General features: G+C 57.3%; 11 protein-coding genes. 7 read left to right on the top strand and 4 right to left on the bottom strand.

The window, feature by feature from the left end:
• Nucleotides 1-121: 121 nt before the first annotated feature.
• The 5 genes from zapE to sspB all read left to right on the top strand — a co-directional run bounded on the left by zapE (nucleotide 122) and on the right by sspB (nucleotide 3,817).
• Nucleotides 122-1,246 carry a cell division protein ZapE gene (zapE, locus tag SOM40_RS20850; RefSeq protein ID WP_106994857.1) on the top strand — a complete coding sequence of 375 codons (1,125 nt, stop codon included), beginning with the start codon at nucleotides 122-124 and terminating at the stop codon, nucleotides 1,244-1,246.
• Nucleotides 1,247-1,538: 292 nt separating this feature from the next.
• Nucleotides 1,539-1,967, top strand: a complete 429-nt coding sequence (rplM, locus tag SOM40_RS20845) for a 50S ribosomal protein L13 (protein ID WP_024551131.1) — start codon at nucleotides 1,539-1,541, stop codon at nucleotides 1,965-1,967.
• 15 nt (nucleotides 1,968-1,982) lie between these two features.
• A complete protein-coding gene (gene rpsI / locus SOM40_RS20840) occupies nucleotides 1,983-2,375 on the top strand; it encodes a 30S ribosomal protein S9 (RefSeq protein ID WP_003025138.1) in 393 nt (130 codons plus the stop codon).
• A 312-nt stretch (nucleotides 2,376-2,687) separates the two neighbouring features.
• Nucleotides 2,688-3,326 (top strand): stringent starvation protein SspA, encoded by a 639-nt coding sequence (sspA, locus tag SOM40_RS20835; RefSeq protein ID WP_106994855.1) that lies wholly within the window; start codon nucleotides 2,688-2,690, stop codon nucleotides 3,324-3,326.
• 5 nt (nucleotides 3,327-3,331) lie between these two features.
• Nucleotides 3,332-3,817: a ClpXP protease specificity-enhancing factor gene (sspB, locus tag SOM40_RS20830; RefSeq protein WP_106994896.1), complete on the top strand. Its 486-nt coding sequence runs from the start codon at nucleotides 3,332-3,334 to the stop codon at nucleotides 3,815-3,817.
• An 85-nt stretch (nucleotides 3,818-3,902) separates the two neighbouring features.
• Here the strand turns inward: sspB and SOM40_RS20825 are convergent, their stop codons facing one another.
• Complete coding sequence (locus SOM40_RS20825; protein WP_320531065.1) at nucleotides 3,903-5,321, bottom strand: glutamate synthase small subunit; 1,419 nt, start codon at nucleotides 5,319-5,321, stop codon at nucleotides 3,903-3,905.
• 9 nt (nucleotides 5,322-5,330) lie between these two features.
• Entirely contained in the window at nucleotides 5,331-9,791 is a 4,461-nt protein-coding gene (gene gltB, locus SOM40_RS20820; RefSeq protein WP_166184255.1) for a glutamate synthase large subunit, read from the bottom strand.
• 683 nt (nucleotides 9,792-10,474) lie between these two features.
• Here gltB and mnmL point away from each other — a divergent pair.
• Nucleotides 10,475-11,416: a tRNA modification radical SAM protein MnmL/YtqA gene (mnmL, locus tag SOM40_RS20815; RefSeq protein WP_320531078.1), complete on the top strand. Its 942-nt coding sequence runs from the start codon at nucleotides 10,475-10,477 to the stop codon at nucleotides 11,414-11,416.
• Here the strand turns inward: mnmL and SOM40_RS20810 are convergent.
• A complete protein-coding gene (locus tag SOM40_RS20810; RefSeq protein ID WP_320531066.1) occupies nucleotides 11,396-12,898 on the bottom strand; it encodes a helicase HerA-like C-terminal domain-containing protein in 1,503 nt (500 codons plus the stop codon). The genes mnmL and SOM40_RS20810 overlap by 21 nt on opposite strands.
• A 137-nt stretch (nucleotides 12,899-13,035) precedes the next feature.
• On the opposite strand from SOM40_RS20810, the gene SOM40_RS20805 reads away from it, so the two are divergent.
• Nucleotides 13,036-14,679: a dihydroxyacetone kinase subunit DhaK gene (locus SOM40_RS20805; RefSeq protein WP_320531067.1), complete on the top strand. Its 1,644-nt coding sequence runs from the start codon at nucleotides 13,036-13,038 to the stop codon at nucleotides 14,677-14,679.
• A 133-nt stretch (nucleotides 14,680-14,812) separates the two neighbouring features.
• On the opposite strand, the gene ahr is transcribed toward SOM40_RS20805, so the two are convergent.
• Nucleotides 14,813-15,832, bottom strand: coding sequence for an NADPH-dependent aldehyde reductase Ahr (gene ahr / locus SOM40_RS20800; protein WP_166184249.1), 1,020 nt, complete (start codon nucleotides 15,830-15,832; stop codon nucleotides 14,813-14,815).
• Between the last annotated feature and the right edge of the window lie 53 nt (nucleotides 15,833-15,885).

The following is a 15,885-nucleotide window of genomic DNA, read 5'->3' as shown; positions in this document are numbered from 1 at the left end:
ACTATAACCGCTATTTCCTTAGAAGTGGAATCCCACCGCATCATCGCGTACTGTAGAACGGCCTTTTTTTCGCCAACTGAGCAGGCTGGCGGGTATTAATTGAAGGAATAACAATAAGATTATGCAAAGCCTTTCCCCGACATCGCGTTACCAACAGGCCCTGAATGAGGGCTCCCACCAGCCAGATAATGTACAGCGTGAAGCGGTAAATCGTCTGGACAGTATCTGGCAGTCATTGACCACCCAGCCGACCGGGACCGCACCTGCGGCAGGACTCAAGGCTGCGTTTGGACGGCTGCTGGGTAAGAAAGCGCCGCAGAGCGTCACGCCGGTACGCGGTTTATATATGTGGGGAGGGGTAGGGCGCGGTAAAACCTGGCTGATGGATCTGTTTTACCAGAGCCTGCCGGGAACGCGTAAGCAGCGTCTGCATTTTCACCGCTTTATGCTGCGGGTGCATGAAGAGCTGACCGCCCTGCAGGGGCAAAGCGATCCGCTGGATATCGTTGCCGAACGCTTTAAAGCCGAAACCGACGTGCTGTGCTTTGATGAGTTTTTTGTGTCAGATATTACCGACGCCATGCTGCTGGGTGGGTTGATGAAAGCGCTGTTTGCCCGGGGCATTACGCTGGTGGCAACCTCCAACATCCCACCGGATGAGCTGTACCGTAACGGTCTGCAACGCGCTCGCTTCCTGCCCGCTATCGATGCGATAAAAGCGCATTGCGACATCATGAATGTCGATGCTGGCGTCGACTATCGTCTGCGGACGCTGACTCAGGCTCATCTGTGGATTTCGCCGTTGAACGACGATACGCAACGGCAGATGGACAAACTGTGGCTGGCGCTGGCCGGGGCCGAGCGTGATAACGCTGCCGTGCTGGAGGTGAATCATCGCCCGCTGCAAACCCTGGGTACCGTCAATCAAACCCTCGCCGTGTCGTTTGCGACCCTGTGTGTCGATGCCCGCAGCCAGCACGACTATATTGCGCTCTCACGCCTGTTCCATACGGTGATGCTGTTTGATGTCCCGGTGATGACCACGCTAATGGAGAGCGAAGCCCGACGCTTTATCGCGCTGGTCGATGAGTTTTACGAACGCCACGTCAAGCTGGTGGTGAGCGCCGCCGTGCCTTTATATGACATCTATCAGGGGGAGCGGCTGAAGTTTGAGTTCCAGCGCTGTCTGTCGCGCCTGCAGGAGATGCAAAGCGAAGAGTACCTGAAGCGCGAGCACATGCCATAATAAATGCCACCCTCTCCCCGTGGGAGAGGGGCTGGGGGTGAGGGCACCAGACCGCACTTTCCTCACCCCGGAAAAACCCGCGGCAAATCACAATTAGGGGTCGACCTTTACCCCTGACTTCTCTATAATCTTGCGACCCCACGTTACAAGAAGGTTTTTTTCCCAAAACTTTCTCTGCGCCGGCATAGGCTATTCGAAGGGGTAGGTTTGCTGGACAATGTCGTGTGAACCTCAACTACTAAACGTTTGGGTGTTCACCAACGTGTAACTTATTTATTTGGGTAAGCTTTTAATGAAAACTTTTACAGCTAAACCAGAAACCGTAAAACGCGACTGGTATGTTGTTGACGCGACCGGTAAAACTCTGGGCCGTCTGGCTACCGAACTGGCTCGTCGCCTGCGCGGTAAGCACAAAGCGGAATACACTCCGCACGTAGATACTGGTGATTACATCATCGTTCTGAACGCTGACAAAGTTGCTGTAACCGGCAACAAGCGTACTGACAAAGTGTACTATCACCACACCGGCCACATCGGCGGTATTAAACAAGCGACCTTTGAAGAGATGATTGCCCGCCGTCCTGAGCGTGTGATTGAAATCGCGGTTAAAGGCATGCTGCCAAAAGGCCCGCTGGGTCGTGCTATGTACCGTAAACTGAAAGTTTACGCAGGTAACGAGCACAACCACGCGGCACAGCAACCGCAAGTTCTTGACATCTAATCGGGATTATAGGCAATGGCTGAAAATCAATACTACGGCACTGGTCGCCGCAAAAGCTCCGCCGCTCGCGTGTTCATCAAACCGGGCAGTGGTAAAATCGTAATCAACCAACGTTCTCTGGAACAGTACTTCGGTCGTGAAACTGCCCGCATGGTAGTTCGTCAGCCGCTGGAACTGGTCGACATGGTTGAGAAACTGGATCTGTACATCACTGTTAAAGGTGGTGGTATCTCTGGTCAGGCTGGTGCGATCCGTCACGGTATCACCCGCGCTCTGATGGAGTACGACGAGTCCCTGCGTGGCGAACTGCGTAAAGCAGGCTTCGTTACTCGTGATGCTCGTCAGGTTGAACGTAAGAAAGTCGGTCTGCGTAAAGCACGTCGTCGTCCACAGTTCTCCAAACGTTAATTGGTTTCTGCTTCGGCAGACAACAATTGGCGAAAAACCCGCTTCGGCGGGTTTTTTTATGGGTAACGCCCGGGTTATCCACAATCAGACGTCCTTTCTGCCCTCTTTTTCCGCATTTCCAGAATCGCCTCACCACAAAGGCCGCAAAATCTGGTAAACTATCATCCACTTTTCTGTCCAGATAACGGTGAATGCTCGATTTTTGTTCTCTTTTTGAACAAGAGGAGAAATTCTCAGGGATGGACAACAAAACATCTGGCTAGCCTGTATGGCTGGTAGCAGTAAAAATTCTGAATATACCTGGAGGTTTTCATGGCTGTCGCTGCCAACAAACGTTCGGTAATGACGCTGTTTTCTGGTCCTACTGACATTTATAGCCATCAGGTTCGTATCGTGCTGGCCGAGAAGGGTGTCAGTTTTGAGATCGAGCATGTGGAAAAGGATAACCCGCCTCAGGATCTTATCGATCTCAATCCAAGCCAGAGCGTACCAACGCTGGTGGATCGTGAGCTGACCCTGTGGGAATCCCGTATCATTATGGAATACCTGGATGAGCGTTTCCCTCATCCGCCACTGATGCCGGTCTACCCGGTTGCACGTGGTGAAAGCCGCCTGTACATGCAGCGTATCGAGAAAGACTGGTATACGCTGATGAACGTTATTGTGAAGGGTTCTTCTTCAGAAGCCGATGCTGCACGTAAACAGCTGCGTGAAGAGCTGCTGGCGATTGCACCGGTATTCGGTCAGCGTCCGTTCTTCCTGAGCGACGAATTCAGTCTGGTCGATTGCTATCTGGCTCCGCTGCTGTGGCGTCTGCCGATTCTGGGCGTCGAATTTAGCGGCCCGGGTGCGAAAGAGCTGAAAGGCTACATGACGCGTGTCTTCGAGCGCGACTCTTTCCTGGCTTCACTGACAGAAGCTGAACGTGAAATGCGTCTCGGCCGGGGTTAATGATTGTGGAAATGTCACAGCTGTCTCCACGCCGTCCGTATCTGCTGCGCGCCTTCTATGAATGGCTGCTGGATAACCAGCTCACGCCGCACCTGGTTGTGGATGTGACGTTGCCGGGCGTGCAGGTTCCTATGGAATATGCACGTGACGGTCAAATCGTATTGAACATTGCCCCGCGAGCTGTGGGTGGTCTGGAGCTGGCGAACGATGAAGTTCGCTTCAATGCCCGCTTCGGTGGTGTGCCGCGCCAGGTCTCTGTGCCGCTGGCTGCCGTACTGGCCATCTATGCCCGTGAAAACGGCGCAGGCACCATGTTCGAGCCGGAAGCGGCATACGATGAAGAGGGTGCCACGCTCAACGATGAAAACGGCGGAACCGAAAGCGAAACGGTCATGTCGATCATCGACGGGGATAAACCGGATCACGATGATGATCCTGATGATACACCACCTCCGCGTGGCGGCCGTCCGGCACTGCGCGTTGTGAAATAAAAAAAGGGCCTCAGGCCCTTTTTTTGTAATCTAAAAACATGCTTTCTACGGCCCGGCGGGAGCATATTCCGTCGGGCCGTAATGTTTAGACTTCGAGGAAGTTCATGATGCCGTCTGCCGCTTTACGGCCTTCGGCAATGGCGGTTACCACCAGGTCAGAACCACGAACGATATCACCACCGGCGAAGATTTTCGGGTTGCTGGTCTGGAAGGCGTTTTCGCTGCCTTCCGGGGCGATGATGCGGCCCTGAGAGTCCAGCTCAACGCTGTGCTTCGCCAGCCACTCCATGCTGTGAGGACGGAAACCAAACGCCATCACTACCGCATCAGCCGGGATCACATACTCGGAACCGGCAACGATCTCCGCACGACGACGGCCTTTGGCATCCGGGGCGCCCATTTCGGTACGCGCCATCTTCACGCCGCTGACCTTGCCGTTAGCATTCACTTCAATACCCAGAGGCTGGATGTTGAACTGGAACTCGACGCCCTCTTCACGCGCGTTTTTCACTTCGCGTTTTGAGCCCGGCATGTTCTCTTCGTCACGACGATAGGCGCAGATCACGTGCGTCGCATTCTGACGAATGGAGGTGCGCACGCAGTCCATCGCGGTATCACCGCCACCCAGCACGACCACGCGTTTGCCTTCCATGCTGACGTAGGGCTCAGCGGCAGTTTCGCCGTAACCCATCATCTGCTTGGTGTTGGCAATCAGGAACGGCAGGGCATCGAATACGCCGTTGGCATCTTCGTTTTCCAGCCCGCCACGCATCGACTGATAGGTGCCGACGCCCAGGAATACGGCGTCGTAATCTTTCAGCAGATCGTCGAGCTGCACGTCACGGCCCACTTCGGTATTGAGTTTGAACTCAATGCCCATGCCGGTGAAGATGTCACGGCGGCGGGTCATCACCTCTTTTTCCAGCTTGAAGGCCGGGATACCGAAGGTCAGCAGACCGCCGATCTCCGGATGACGATCAAACACCACCGCTTTCACGCCGTTACGGGTCAGGACGTCGGCACAGGCCAGGCCTGCCGGACCTGCGCCGATGATCGCCACACGTTTGTCAGTCTGACGCACGCCGGTCATATCCGGGCGCCAGCCCATCTCGAACGCTTTATCGTTGATATAGCGTTCTATGTTGCCGATAGTCACCGCACCGAACTCGCCGTTGAGGGTACAGGAACCTTCACACAGACGGTCCTGAGGACACACGCGGCCGCACACTTCCGGCAGGGTGTTGGTCTGGTGAGACAGTTCGGCGGCCTCGAAAATACGCCCTTCGTTGGCCAGCTTCAGCCAGTTCGGGATGTAGTTATGCACCGGGCATTTCCACTCGCAGTACGGGTTACCGCAGGAGAGGCAGCGGTCTGCCTGAGCTTTGGCCTGGCCTTCGGAAAACGGCTCGTAAATTTCAACAAATTCAATTTTACGGATCTTCAGCGGCTTCTTCGGCGGATCCACACGCTGCAGGTCGATAAACTGGTAAACATTCTGGCTCATCTGAATTCCTTACTGCGCCTGCACACGCAGCTCTGCTGCGCTACGACTACGGTGACCCAACAGGGCTTTAACATCGCTGGACTTCGGTTTAACCAGCGCGAATTTCGCAGAGAACGCCGGCCAGTTCGCCAGGATCTCTTCGCCGCGCACGGAACCGGTATGGTGCACGTGCTCGGTGATCAAGCCACGCAGATGCTCCTCATGGATCGCCAGAGATTCAACGTCCAGGATTTCCACCAGCTCCGGGTTCACGCGTTTGCGGAAGTCACCGCTTTCGTCCAGGACGTAGGCGAAACCACCGGTCATACCTGCCCCGAAGTTGACGCCGGTTTTGCCCAGCACGCAGACGATCCCGCCGGTCATGTATTCACAGCCGTTATCGCCGATACCTTCCACCACGGTGATGGCACCGGAGTTACGCACCGCGAAACGCTCACCTGCACGCCCTGCGGCAAACAGACGACCCCCGGTGGCACCGTACAGACAGGTATTGCCGATGATGCTGGCATCGCAGCTGCGGAAGGCAGAGCCGACCGGAGGACGCACCGCCAGCAGACCGCCTGCCATGCCTTTACCGACGTAGTCGTTGGCATCGCCAGTCAGGTACAGCTCAACGCCACCGGCGTTCCACACGCCGAAGCTCTGGCCCGCGGTGCCGCTGAAGTGAGCGGTAATCGGATCGGCAGCCAGGCCCTGGTCGCCGTGGGTCTGCGCAATGTAGCCCGAGAGCGTTGCGCCGACGGAACGGTCGGTGTTGCGAATGTCAAACCAGAAGGTTTTGCTCTGCTTCTCATCCACAAACGGCTTCGCCTGCTGCAACAGCTGGGCGTTCAGCACGCCATTGTCGAACGGCGGGTTGTTCTCGGTGCAGTACACCGCTTTGCCCGGATGCGGTTCAGCCGTTTCCAGCAGACGGGACAGCTTCAGGTTCTGCTGCTTAGCCGTGAATCCGTCCAGCTCTTTCAGCAGGTCGGTACGGCCAATCAGATCCACCAGACGCGTCACGCCCAGCTGCGCCATCAGCTCGCGGGTTTCGCGGGCGATGAAGTCAAAGTAGTTGGTCACTTTGAACGGCAGGCCGTGATAGTGGTTCTTACGCAGCTTCTCGTCCTGGGTTGCAACGCCGGTTGCGCAGTTGTTCAGGTGACAAATACGCAGGTATTTACAGCCCAGCGCCACCATCGGACCGGTACCGAAGCCAAAGCTCTCTGCACCGAGGATCGCCGCTTTAATGATGTCGAGGCCGGTTTTCAGACCGCCATCCACCTGCAGACGGATCTTGTGACGCAGACCGTTCGCCACCAGCGCCTGCTGGGTTTCCACCAGGCCCAGCTCCCACGGACAGCCCGCATATTTCACGGAGGAGAGCGGGCTCGCCCCGGTGCCGCCGTCGTAACCGGCGATGGTGATCAGATCCGCATAGGCTTTTGCCACGCCGGTGGCGATAGTGCCCACGCCCGGCTCGGAAACCAGCTTCACGGAGATCATCGCTTTCGGGTTGACCTGTTTCAGGTCGAAAATCAGCTGCGCCAGATCCTCGATAGAGTAGATATCGTGGTGCGGCGGCGGGGAGATCAGCGTCACGCCCGGTACCGAGTAGCGCAGTTTGGCGATATACGGGGTCACTTTGTCACCCGGTAACTGTCCGCCTTCGCCCGGTTTCGCACCCTGGGCAACTTTAATCTGGATTACGTCGGCGTTGACCAGGTACGCCGGAGTCACACCGAAGCGGCCGGAAGCGACCTGCTTGATGCGCGACACTTTGTTGGTGCCGTAGCGCGCCGGATCTTCACCGCCTTCGCCGGAGTTGGAGTTGCCGCCGATGCTGTTCATCGCTTCTGCCAGCGCCTCGTGGGCTTCCGGGCTCAGCGCGCCGATAGACATCGCGGCGGTATCAAAGCGTTTGAACAGTTCCGTGGCCGGTTCAACGTCGTTAATGCTTACAGCGGTATCGCCCGGGTTCACCGCCAGCAGATCGCGCAGCGTGGCCGCCGGACGGTTGTTCACCAGCTCGGCATACTGCTGATAATCGCTGTACTCGCCGCTCTGGACGGCCTGTTGCAGGGTACGCACCACGTCCGGGTTATAGGCGTGGTATTCACCGCCGTGGACATACTTCAGCTGTCCGCCCTGATCCAGTGGCTTACGAGCCAACCAGGCGCGTTTGGAGAGGTTCAGCAGATCCTGCTGGAAGTCGCTAAAGCCCGCTCCGCCGATACGGCTGATCACGCCCTGGAAGCAGAGGTCGGCCACGTCGTCATGCAGACCGACAGCTTCGAACAGCTTCGAGCAGCGGTAAGAGGCGATGGTCGAGATGCCCATCTTGGACATGATCTTGTACAGGCCTTTATTGATGCCGTTACGGTAGTTCAGCATCACGGTACGGTAATCTTTGTCGATGGCCTGGCCGTCTACCAGCTTGGCCAGCGTTTCGTAGGCCAGGTACGGGTAGATTGCCGTCGCACCGAAGCCCAGCAGCACCGCGAAGTGGTGTGGGTCACGCGCGCTGGCGGTTTCCACAATGATGTTGGCGTCGCAGCGCAGGCTCTTATCGACCAGACGGGTCTGGATAGCACCGACGGCCATTGGTGCCGGAACCGGCAGGCGGTTCTTCGCAATGTTACGGTCGGACAGCACCAGCAGAACGGTGCCGTTACGCACCATCTGTTCCGCTTTGTCACACAGCGCATTCACCGTCTCTTCGAGGGTCGCTTCGGTCACGTCGAAGGTGATATCGAGCGTGTCGGCGCGGTAGTGCTCCTCTTGCAGGGTGGTGAGCTGTTTAAAATCGGAGTACAGCAGGATCGGCGATTTAAAGGTCAGACGGTGAGCCTGGCCTTCGGCTTCGCAGAAGACGTTCATCTCACGACCGATGCTGGTGGCCAGCGACATCACGTGGGCTTCACGCAGCGGATCGATCGGCGGGTTGGTCACCTGCGCGAACTGCTGACGGAAGTAATCGTAAATGATACGCGGCTGGCTGGAGAGCACGGCAAACGGGGTATCATCACCCATGGAGCCGACCGCTTCCTGGCCGTTTTCGCCTAACACGCGGATAACCGAGTCCAGCTCTTCCGCGCTGTAGTTAAACTGTTTCTGGTAGCTGGCGAGGGTATCGTCATCCAGCTCGCGGCTGCCCACGTCCTGATCCGGCAGATCTTCAAACGGCACCAGACGGCGAACGTTTTTCTCCATCCACTCTTTGTACGGATGACGGCTTTTCAGATCGTTATCGGTTTCTGCAGAGTGCAGGATGCGACCGCCGCGGGTGTCGATTACCATCAGCTCGCCAGGCCCTACGCGGCCTTTCTCGACCACTTCGTCAGGCTGGTAATCCCAGATCCCCACTTCAGAGGCGCAGGTGATCAGCTTGTCTTTGGTGATGACGTAGCGCGCCGGGCGCAGGCCGTTACGGTCGAGGTTACAGGCGGCAAAGCGCCCATCGGACATCACGATACCGGCCGGGCCATCCCACGGCTCCATGTGCATGGAGTTGAAGTCGAAGAAGGAACGCAGCTCAGGATCCATATCCGGGTTGTTCTGCCAGGCTGGCGGAACCAGCAGGCGCATGGCGCGGACGATATCCATCCCGCCGGCCAGCAGCAGTTCCAGCATGTTATCCATGGAGCTGGAGTCAGAGCCGGTTTCGTTGACGAACGGCGCTGCATCGTGCAGATCCGGGATCAACGGGGTCTGGAATTTATAGGTACGGGCGCGTGCCCACTGGCGGTTACCAGTGATGGTGTTGATCTCGCCATTGTGCGCCAGATAGCGGAACGGCTGAGCCAGTGGCCAGCGTGGAACGGTGTTGGTGGAGAAGCGCTGGTGGAACAGGCAAATGGCCGATTCCAGACGCAGGTCCGCCAGGTCCAGGTAGAAGCGCGGCAGGTCAGCCGGCATACACAGACCTTTATAGATGTTCACCAGGTTCGAGAGGCTACAGACGTAGAACTCTTTGTCTTCCTGGAGACGTTTTTCAATGCGGCGACGGGCGATAAACAGGCGGCGTTCCATATCACGTGGACGCCAGCCCGCAGGCGCGTTGACAAAGATTTGCTCGATACGAGGCAGCGAGGAGAGGGCGATTTCACCGAGTACCCCTTCGTTGGTGGGCACTTCGCGCCAGCCGACGATAGACAGGGTTTCGCGTTGAAGTTCTTCTTCGACGATGCGGCGCGATACGGCGGCTTTTTCCGCGTCCTGATTCAGGAACAGCATGCCGACAGCGTAGTTTTTGGCTAAACGCCAGCCGCGCTCTTCCGCTACGATGCGAAAGAAACGATCCGGTTTTTGCAGCAGCAGACCGCAACCGTCGCCGGTTTTACCATCCGCAAGGATAGCGCCACGGTGCTGCATACGGGCCAGTGCGTGTATAGCGGTACGCACTACCTTGTGGCTAGGTTCGCCTTCTATGTGGGCGATCAGGCCGAAACCACAGTTATCCTTCTCAAGGGATTTATCGTACAACATATCAGTGAACCTCCCCAGGCTCTTCGGGACTTCTCTCCGGACCGTGGCGCACAGGCACAGCAAGAGCGCGGCGACGGGGTTTGCGTTTCATACGCGTACCTCGCATTCGCCCTCTTAATATCCTTTTCGCACAGGTCAAACAAGTTTGAGGACTTGCTTCAGAGGGAATCTCAACTACTGCATAAATATGATGAGCAGGCTGCTCATCCAGAAAGCTTCCAGCGGATTTCCAACTTATCGGGAATCCGTACACAGGTCAAATGGCAATCTTATTTATACAAAAATGTGCTAAAGGAAGGTTATCAATCTGATTTTATTAGGTATTTAACGGGATTCACATCCCGGTAACCTTGCTGTGGGCTTTAGGGGAGTGTGATCTTACTCACTATATGAAAGCGGTATTAGAGCGGTAGCATGCTAAATAGTGCGATTTAAGCAGGATTTAATACTGCTTATTGGTAGTGGCCCGCATGATGTCACTGTTTTTCAGCGCAGGCGATATAAATGAAAAAATCCTGTCGAACATAAGGAAAAGTAATTAGAAAGGCGATGAATGAAATTGCAATTATCCTGGGTATTTATGCAAAGGATAAAAGCACGCCGGGACGATTGATCCAGGTCATCGCCGTCGGAGGTGAAAAATGGCAGGCTTGTCCCCTTTCAATGGGGCGGTCTATCAGATTATGCAGTTACAGAAATTAGTCAATATGTTTGGTGGGGATCTTTCACGCCGCTACGGGCAGAAGGTCCATAAGCTGTCGCTCCACGGGGGATTTAGCTGCCCGAACCGCGACGGCACTATCGGGCGTGGCGGCTGTACCTTCTGTAATGTGGCCTCGTTTGCCGACGAAGCGCAGCAGCATCAGTCTATCGCGGCACAGCTCGCCCACCAGGCAACGCGGGTTAACCGGGCAAATCAGTATCTGGCCTATTTTCAGGCCTATACCAGCACATGGGCGGAAGTGCAGGTGCTGCGCTCCATGTATCAGCAGGCGGTGAGCCAGGCCAATATCGTCGGGCTCTGCGTCGGGACACGGCCTGACTGCGTGCCGGAGGCGGTGCTGGATCTGCTCAGCGAATACAAAGAGCAGGGGTATGAGATCTGGCTGGAGCTGGGATTGCAGACCGCCCACGATAAAACCCTGCACCGTATCAACCGCGGTCATGATTTTGCCTGCTATCAACGCACCACCCGGCTGGCACGCGAGCGTGGGTTGAAGGTCTGTACCCATCTGATTGTCGGCCTGCCGGGAGAAGAACAGCATCACGGCCTGGAAACGCTGCACCGCGTGGTAGAGACCGGCGTCGACGGTATTAAGCTGCACCCGCTGCATATCGTGACGGGCAGCATTATGGCTAAAGCCTGGGAAGCCGGGCGACTGAATGGTATTGAGCTGGACGACTACGTGGCGACGTCCGGAGAGATGATCCGCCACACGCCGCCAGAGGTGGTGTATCACCGCATCTCCGCCAGTGCCCGCCGTCCAACGCTGCTGGCACCGCTGTGGTGCGAGAACCGCTGGACGGGGATGGTGGAGCTGGATCGCTACCTGAACGAGCAGGGGGTTCAGGGCTCGGCGCTGGGCACGCCGTGGATGCCTGCGTTACCGTCGGCGTCCGCCTAATAAGCTGCCCAGCACACCGCGTACAATCTGATTCGTCACCTGACGCGCCGCGCTTTTCGCCATGGTCTGCACCACCCCGTCGCGTTTTCCGCCGCGCGGGCCGGTGCTGCCAAACAGGATGTCTTTCAACCCGCCGAGGAGCCCATCATCGACCTCAACCGACTGGCCCTTTGCGGCGGGGGCCTCCTGCTGGGCCGGGCTGGCCTGTACCCCTTTTTGCAGCATCTCGTACGCCGATTCTCTATCGACGTCGTCTTCGTATTTCCCATAGACCGGGGAGTGGTTAATCAGCCCGTTACGCTCATCGTCACCGATCGGCCCCATCCGGGAATTGGGGGCGATTACCATTGCGCGCTCTACCACTGATGGGCTGCCTTTGGCATCAAGAAAAGAGATCAGCGCCTCGCCGGTCCCCAGCGCCTGAATGGCCGCTTCGGTATCAAAGGCCGGGTTGGCGCGCATGGTCTGCGCTGCGGCTTTCACCGCCTTCTGATCTTTTGGCGTAAAGGCGCGCAGGGCATGCTGGACACGGTTGCCCAACTGGCCCAGCACGTTATCGGGAATATCGGCGGGGTTCTGCGAAACAAACCAGACACCCACGCCTTTAGAGCGGATCAGGCGGATCACCTGTTCGATCTTATCCAGCAGCACCTGCGGGGCATCGCTGAACAGCAGATGGGCTTCGTCAAAGAAGAAGACCAGCTTCGGTTTTTCCAGGTCGCCCGCCTCCGGCAGTTGCTCAAAGAGATCGGAGAGCATCCACAGCAGGCTGGCGGCGTAGAGCTTTGGCATCTGGTAGAGCTTTTCCGCACTCAGAATATTGATGATGCCTTTGCCGTTGCTGTCGGTGCGCATCCAGTCTTTGATATCCAGCATAGGTTCGCCAAAGAAGTGTTCAGCACCCTGTTGCTCCAGCGTCAGCAATCCACGCTGGATAGCCCCCACGGAGGCGCTACTGATATTGCCATACTGATTCTGGAAAGATTTGGCGTTATCCCCGATGTACTGCGTAATGGCCCGCAGATCTTTGAAATCGAGCAGCAGCAGCCCCTGATCGTCGGCAATGCGGAAGATGATGTTCAGCACGCCAGTCTGTACCTCGTTGAGGTCGAGCAGGCGCGCCAGCAGCAGCGGGCCGAGATCGGACACAGTGGCGCGCACCGGGTGCCCTTTCTCCCCGAAAATATCCCAGACCACCACCGGATTACCCTGTGGTTGCCAGTCGGTAACGCCGATGTTGTTCAGCCGTTCAAGGAGCTTTTCCGAGCCGACCCCTTCCCGGGCAACGCCGCTGAGATCGCCTTTAACATCGGCCATAAAAACCGGCACGCCAATACTCGAAAATGACTCGGCCAGCTTTTGCAGCGTCACGGTTTTACCCGTGCCGGTGGCACCGGTAATCAGGCCATGTCGGTTAGCCATTGCGGGCAGGAGAAATTGTTCGTTATCCCGCGTCCGGGCAATCAGCAGGGGTGTACTCATGGTCGGCTTCCTCGTTCAGTCCTGCGTGGAGTATAGGCAACCTGACGGCAAAAAGAGCGGGTCAATTTCTGACTTTGCGGCGCGATATCCAGCACGGACTATGCTTTTGCATACGATTCACAACATATTGGAAAGCTATGTCCAGATTCTTCTTTAATGACCGCAAACAGCTGGTTAATGACGCCATTGAAGGTATGCTCATCTCCGCCCCGCACGGCAATCTCGTCAAACTGGATAGCGATCCGGCGATCCGTGTGGTGGTGCGCGCCGACTGGGATAAAAGCCGCGTGGCGGTGATTTCCGGCGGCGGATCCGGTCATGAACCGGCGCATGCGGGGTTTGTGGGTAAAGGGATGCTGACCGCTGCCGTCTGCGGCGATCTGTTTGCTTCCCCGAGCGTAGAGGCGGTGCTTAATGCCATCGTGGCGGTGACCGGCGAGCAGGGCTGTCTGCTGATCGTCAAAAACTACACCGGGGATCGTCTCAACTTTGGCCTCGCAGCAGAAAAAGCCAAGCGCTTCGGGCTCAAAGTGGAGATGGTGATTGTGGCCGATGATATCGCTCTCCCGGATAACAAACAGCCGCGGGGCATTGCCGGAACCGCGCTGGTGCATAAAATTGCCGGGCATGCTGCCGAACAGGGGAAATCGCTGAGGGACGTGCGGGATATGGCCCTTCAGGCCTGCGATAATCTCTGGAGTCTGGGCGTGGCGATGCAGACCTGCAATCTGCCGGGCAGCGACGATGACGATGAAGCGGGGCGCATCAGAAAAGGTCACGTCGAGTTGGGTCTGGGGATCCACGGTGAGCCCGGGGCGTCGGTGGTCGAGACGCAAAACAGTAGGGCGATTATCGAGACGCTGGTGAAACCCTTGCTGGCGCAGGCAGGTGTTGGGCGGCTGGCGGTGCTGATCAATAACCTCGGCGGCGTCTCGGCGCTGGAGATGGCGCTGCTGACCAAAGAGCTGGCGCATTCGGCGCTGAAAGATCAGATCGCGTATTTGATTGGTCCGGCACCGCTGGTGAGTTCGCTGGACATGAAGGGCTTTTCCTTGTCCCTGCTGAAGCTGAACCCGGACTTTGAGGAGGCGCTCAACGCGCCGGTAGAGACGCTGGGCTGGCAAAAGTCGGTGGCCTTTGCGCCGCTGCGTTCGCTGGCACACACCCCGCTGCATGACAGCGAGGAATTTACCCCGTCAACGAATGCGAACGTCGCGCAGTACCTCGCCGCGGCCACGGGTTGCTTAATCGCCCTGGAAAATCGCCTTAACGCCCTGGATGCAAAAGTGGGGGATGGCGATACAGGGTCGACCTTTGCGCAAGGTGCACGGGACATTGCGCAATGGCTGGAGGAGGAGCGCCTGCCGCTGAACGATCTGCCGCAGCTGCTGCTGGTGGTGGGCGAGCGGCTGGCGACGGTGATGGGGGGATCGAGCGGGGTGTTGATGTCGATCTTCTTTACCGCCGCCGGGCAGGCACTGCGGAGCGGGAAAGCCTTGCCCGCTGCCTTGCTGACCGGGCTTGCGCAAATGAAACAGTATGGCGGGGCCGATCGCGGGGATCGCACCTTGATCGACGCGCTCCAGCCCGCGCTGGAAGCGTTTCAGACAGGGGATATTCAGGCTGCCGCCAGGGCTGCACAAGAGGGGGCGGATGCCACGGCGAGTATGAGCAAAGCCGGAGCGGGGCGCTCATCCTATGTGAATAAAGAGAATCTTGACGGGGTAGCCGATCCTGGGGCGGTGGCAGTGGCTGAGGTATTTGCGGCCCTGGTGCGGTAGTGGGAAATTGCCGGGTGGCGAGGTAAATGCAAAACGGTAACAACCGTTACCGTTTTTAATGTTTGCTCCCTCTCCCGGTGGGAGAGGGACGGGGTGAGGGCATCAGACCGCCCCGCCACCGGGCAACAACAGCTTAAAAGTCTGCTTTCAGCACCACGCGGTAACGAGCTTTGCCGTCACGGACGTGCTGGATAGCGTCGTTGATTTTCGACATCGGGTACATCTCGATGGTCGGCGCGACTTTGGTGCGGCCGGCAAATTTCATCAGCTTACGCAGCTCATAAGGTGTACCCGTCGCAGAACCCGACACGCTGCGATCGCCGCCAATCAGCGTGAACGCCGGAACCGGCAGTGGCTTCAGGACAGCACCCACGGTATGGAAATTACCGCCGTAGGCCAGCGCTTCAAAGTACGGCTGCCAGTCGAGATCGACGTTAACGGTGTTGATGATCAGATCAAACTGACCGGCCAGGGCTTTCAACAGCTCAGGATCGCGGCTGTTCACCACCTTGTCAGCACCCATCGCCAGCACTTCCTGCTCTTTCGCCGGGTTGGAGCTGAACGCCGTCACTTCACAGCCCATCGCATGCAGAAGCTTGATGGCAATATGGCCCAGGCCACCAATACCGATTACCCCCACGCGGCTGGTGGCGGTGATGTGGTGCATCAGCAGTGGTTTAAAGACCGTGATCCCGCCGCACAGCAGCGGACCGGCAGATTCGATATCCATCTGCTCAGGAAGAGGAATGACCCACTGCCAGTCGGCGCGCAGTTTGTCAGCGAAACCGCCGTTATTCAGAATGGTAGGGGTGGCGCCTTCCAGACAGTTAATCTGGTTACCGCTGATACAGGCGTCGCAGTGACCACAGCTGCGTGCAGTCCAGCCGATGCCCACGCGTTGGCCAATCTTCAGCCCTTTTTCCTGCGCGGCACTGCCCAGGGCCACCACGCGGCCAATCACTTCGTGCCCGGCAATCAGTGGGTATTGCGAAAAGCCCCATTCGTTATCGATCATCGACAGATCGGAATGGCAGATCCCGCAGTAATCAACCTGGACTTCAACGTCTTCTGCTTTCAGCTCGCCCGCATCGTATTCGTACAGCTCAAGTTCTGCACCCGCCTGCGGTGCGGCGTAGCTTTTTATCTTCGACATGATATTACCCCCTGATGGTGTGGAACTGAGAGTGTAGAGCATTCAGTTTACAG

The organism is Leclercia sp. CFBP8987 (genome assembly GCF_034044995.2).
GTDB classification, from domain to species: domain Bacteria; phylum Pseudomonadota; class Gammaproteobacteria; order Enterobacterales; family Enterobacteriaceae; genus Enterobacter; species Enterobacter tamurae.
The sequence above is the reverse complement of the archived record's forward strand: the minus strand, read 5'-3'. Positions and strand labels throughout refer to the sequence as shown.

What these genes read in the sequence shown, in the direction of transcription:
- SOM40_RS20825 (WP_320531065.1), bottom strand. Translation starts at nt 5,321, where the DNA reads ATGAGCCAGAATGTTTACCAGTTTATCGACCTGCAGCGTGTGGATCCG.
- SOM40_RS20810 (WP_320531066.1), bottom strand. Translation starts at nt 12,898, where the DNA reads ATGAGTACACCCCTGCTGATTGCCCGGACGCGGGATAACGAACAATTT.
- ahr (WP_166184249.1), bottom strand. Translation starts at nt 15,832, where the DNA reads ATGTCGAAGATAAAAAGCTACGCCGCACCGCAGGCGGGTGCAGAACTT.
- rplM (WP_024551131.1), top strand. Translation starts at nt 1,539, where the DNA reads ATGAAAACTTTTACAGCTAAACCAGAAACCGTAAAACGCGACTGGTAT.
- SOM40_RS20805 (WP_320531067.1), top strand. Translation starts at nt 13,036, where the DNA reads ATGTCCAGATTCTTCTTTAATGACCGCAAACAGCTGGTTAATGACGCC.
- sspA (WP_106994855.1), top strand. Translation starts at nt 2,688, where the DNA reads ATGGCTGTCGCTGCCAACAAACGTTCGGTAATGACGCTGTTTTCTGGT.
- zapE (WP_106994857.1), top strand. Translation starts at nt 122, where the DNA reads ATGCAAAGCCTTTCCCCGACATCGCGTTACCAACAGGCCCTGAATGAG.
- gltB (WP_166184255.1), bottom strand. Translation starts at nt 9,791, where the DNA reads ATGTTGTACGATAAATCCCTTGAGAAGGATAACTGTGGTTTCGGCCTG.
- rpsI (WP_003025138.1), top strand. Translation starts at nt 1,983, where the DNA reads ATGGCTGAAAATCAATACTACGGCACTGGTCGCCGCAAAAGCTCCGCC.
- mnmL (WP_320531078.1), top strand. Translation starts at nt 10,475, where the DNA reads ATGCAGTTACAGAAATTAGTCAATATGTTTGGTGGGGATCTTTCACGC.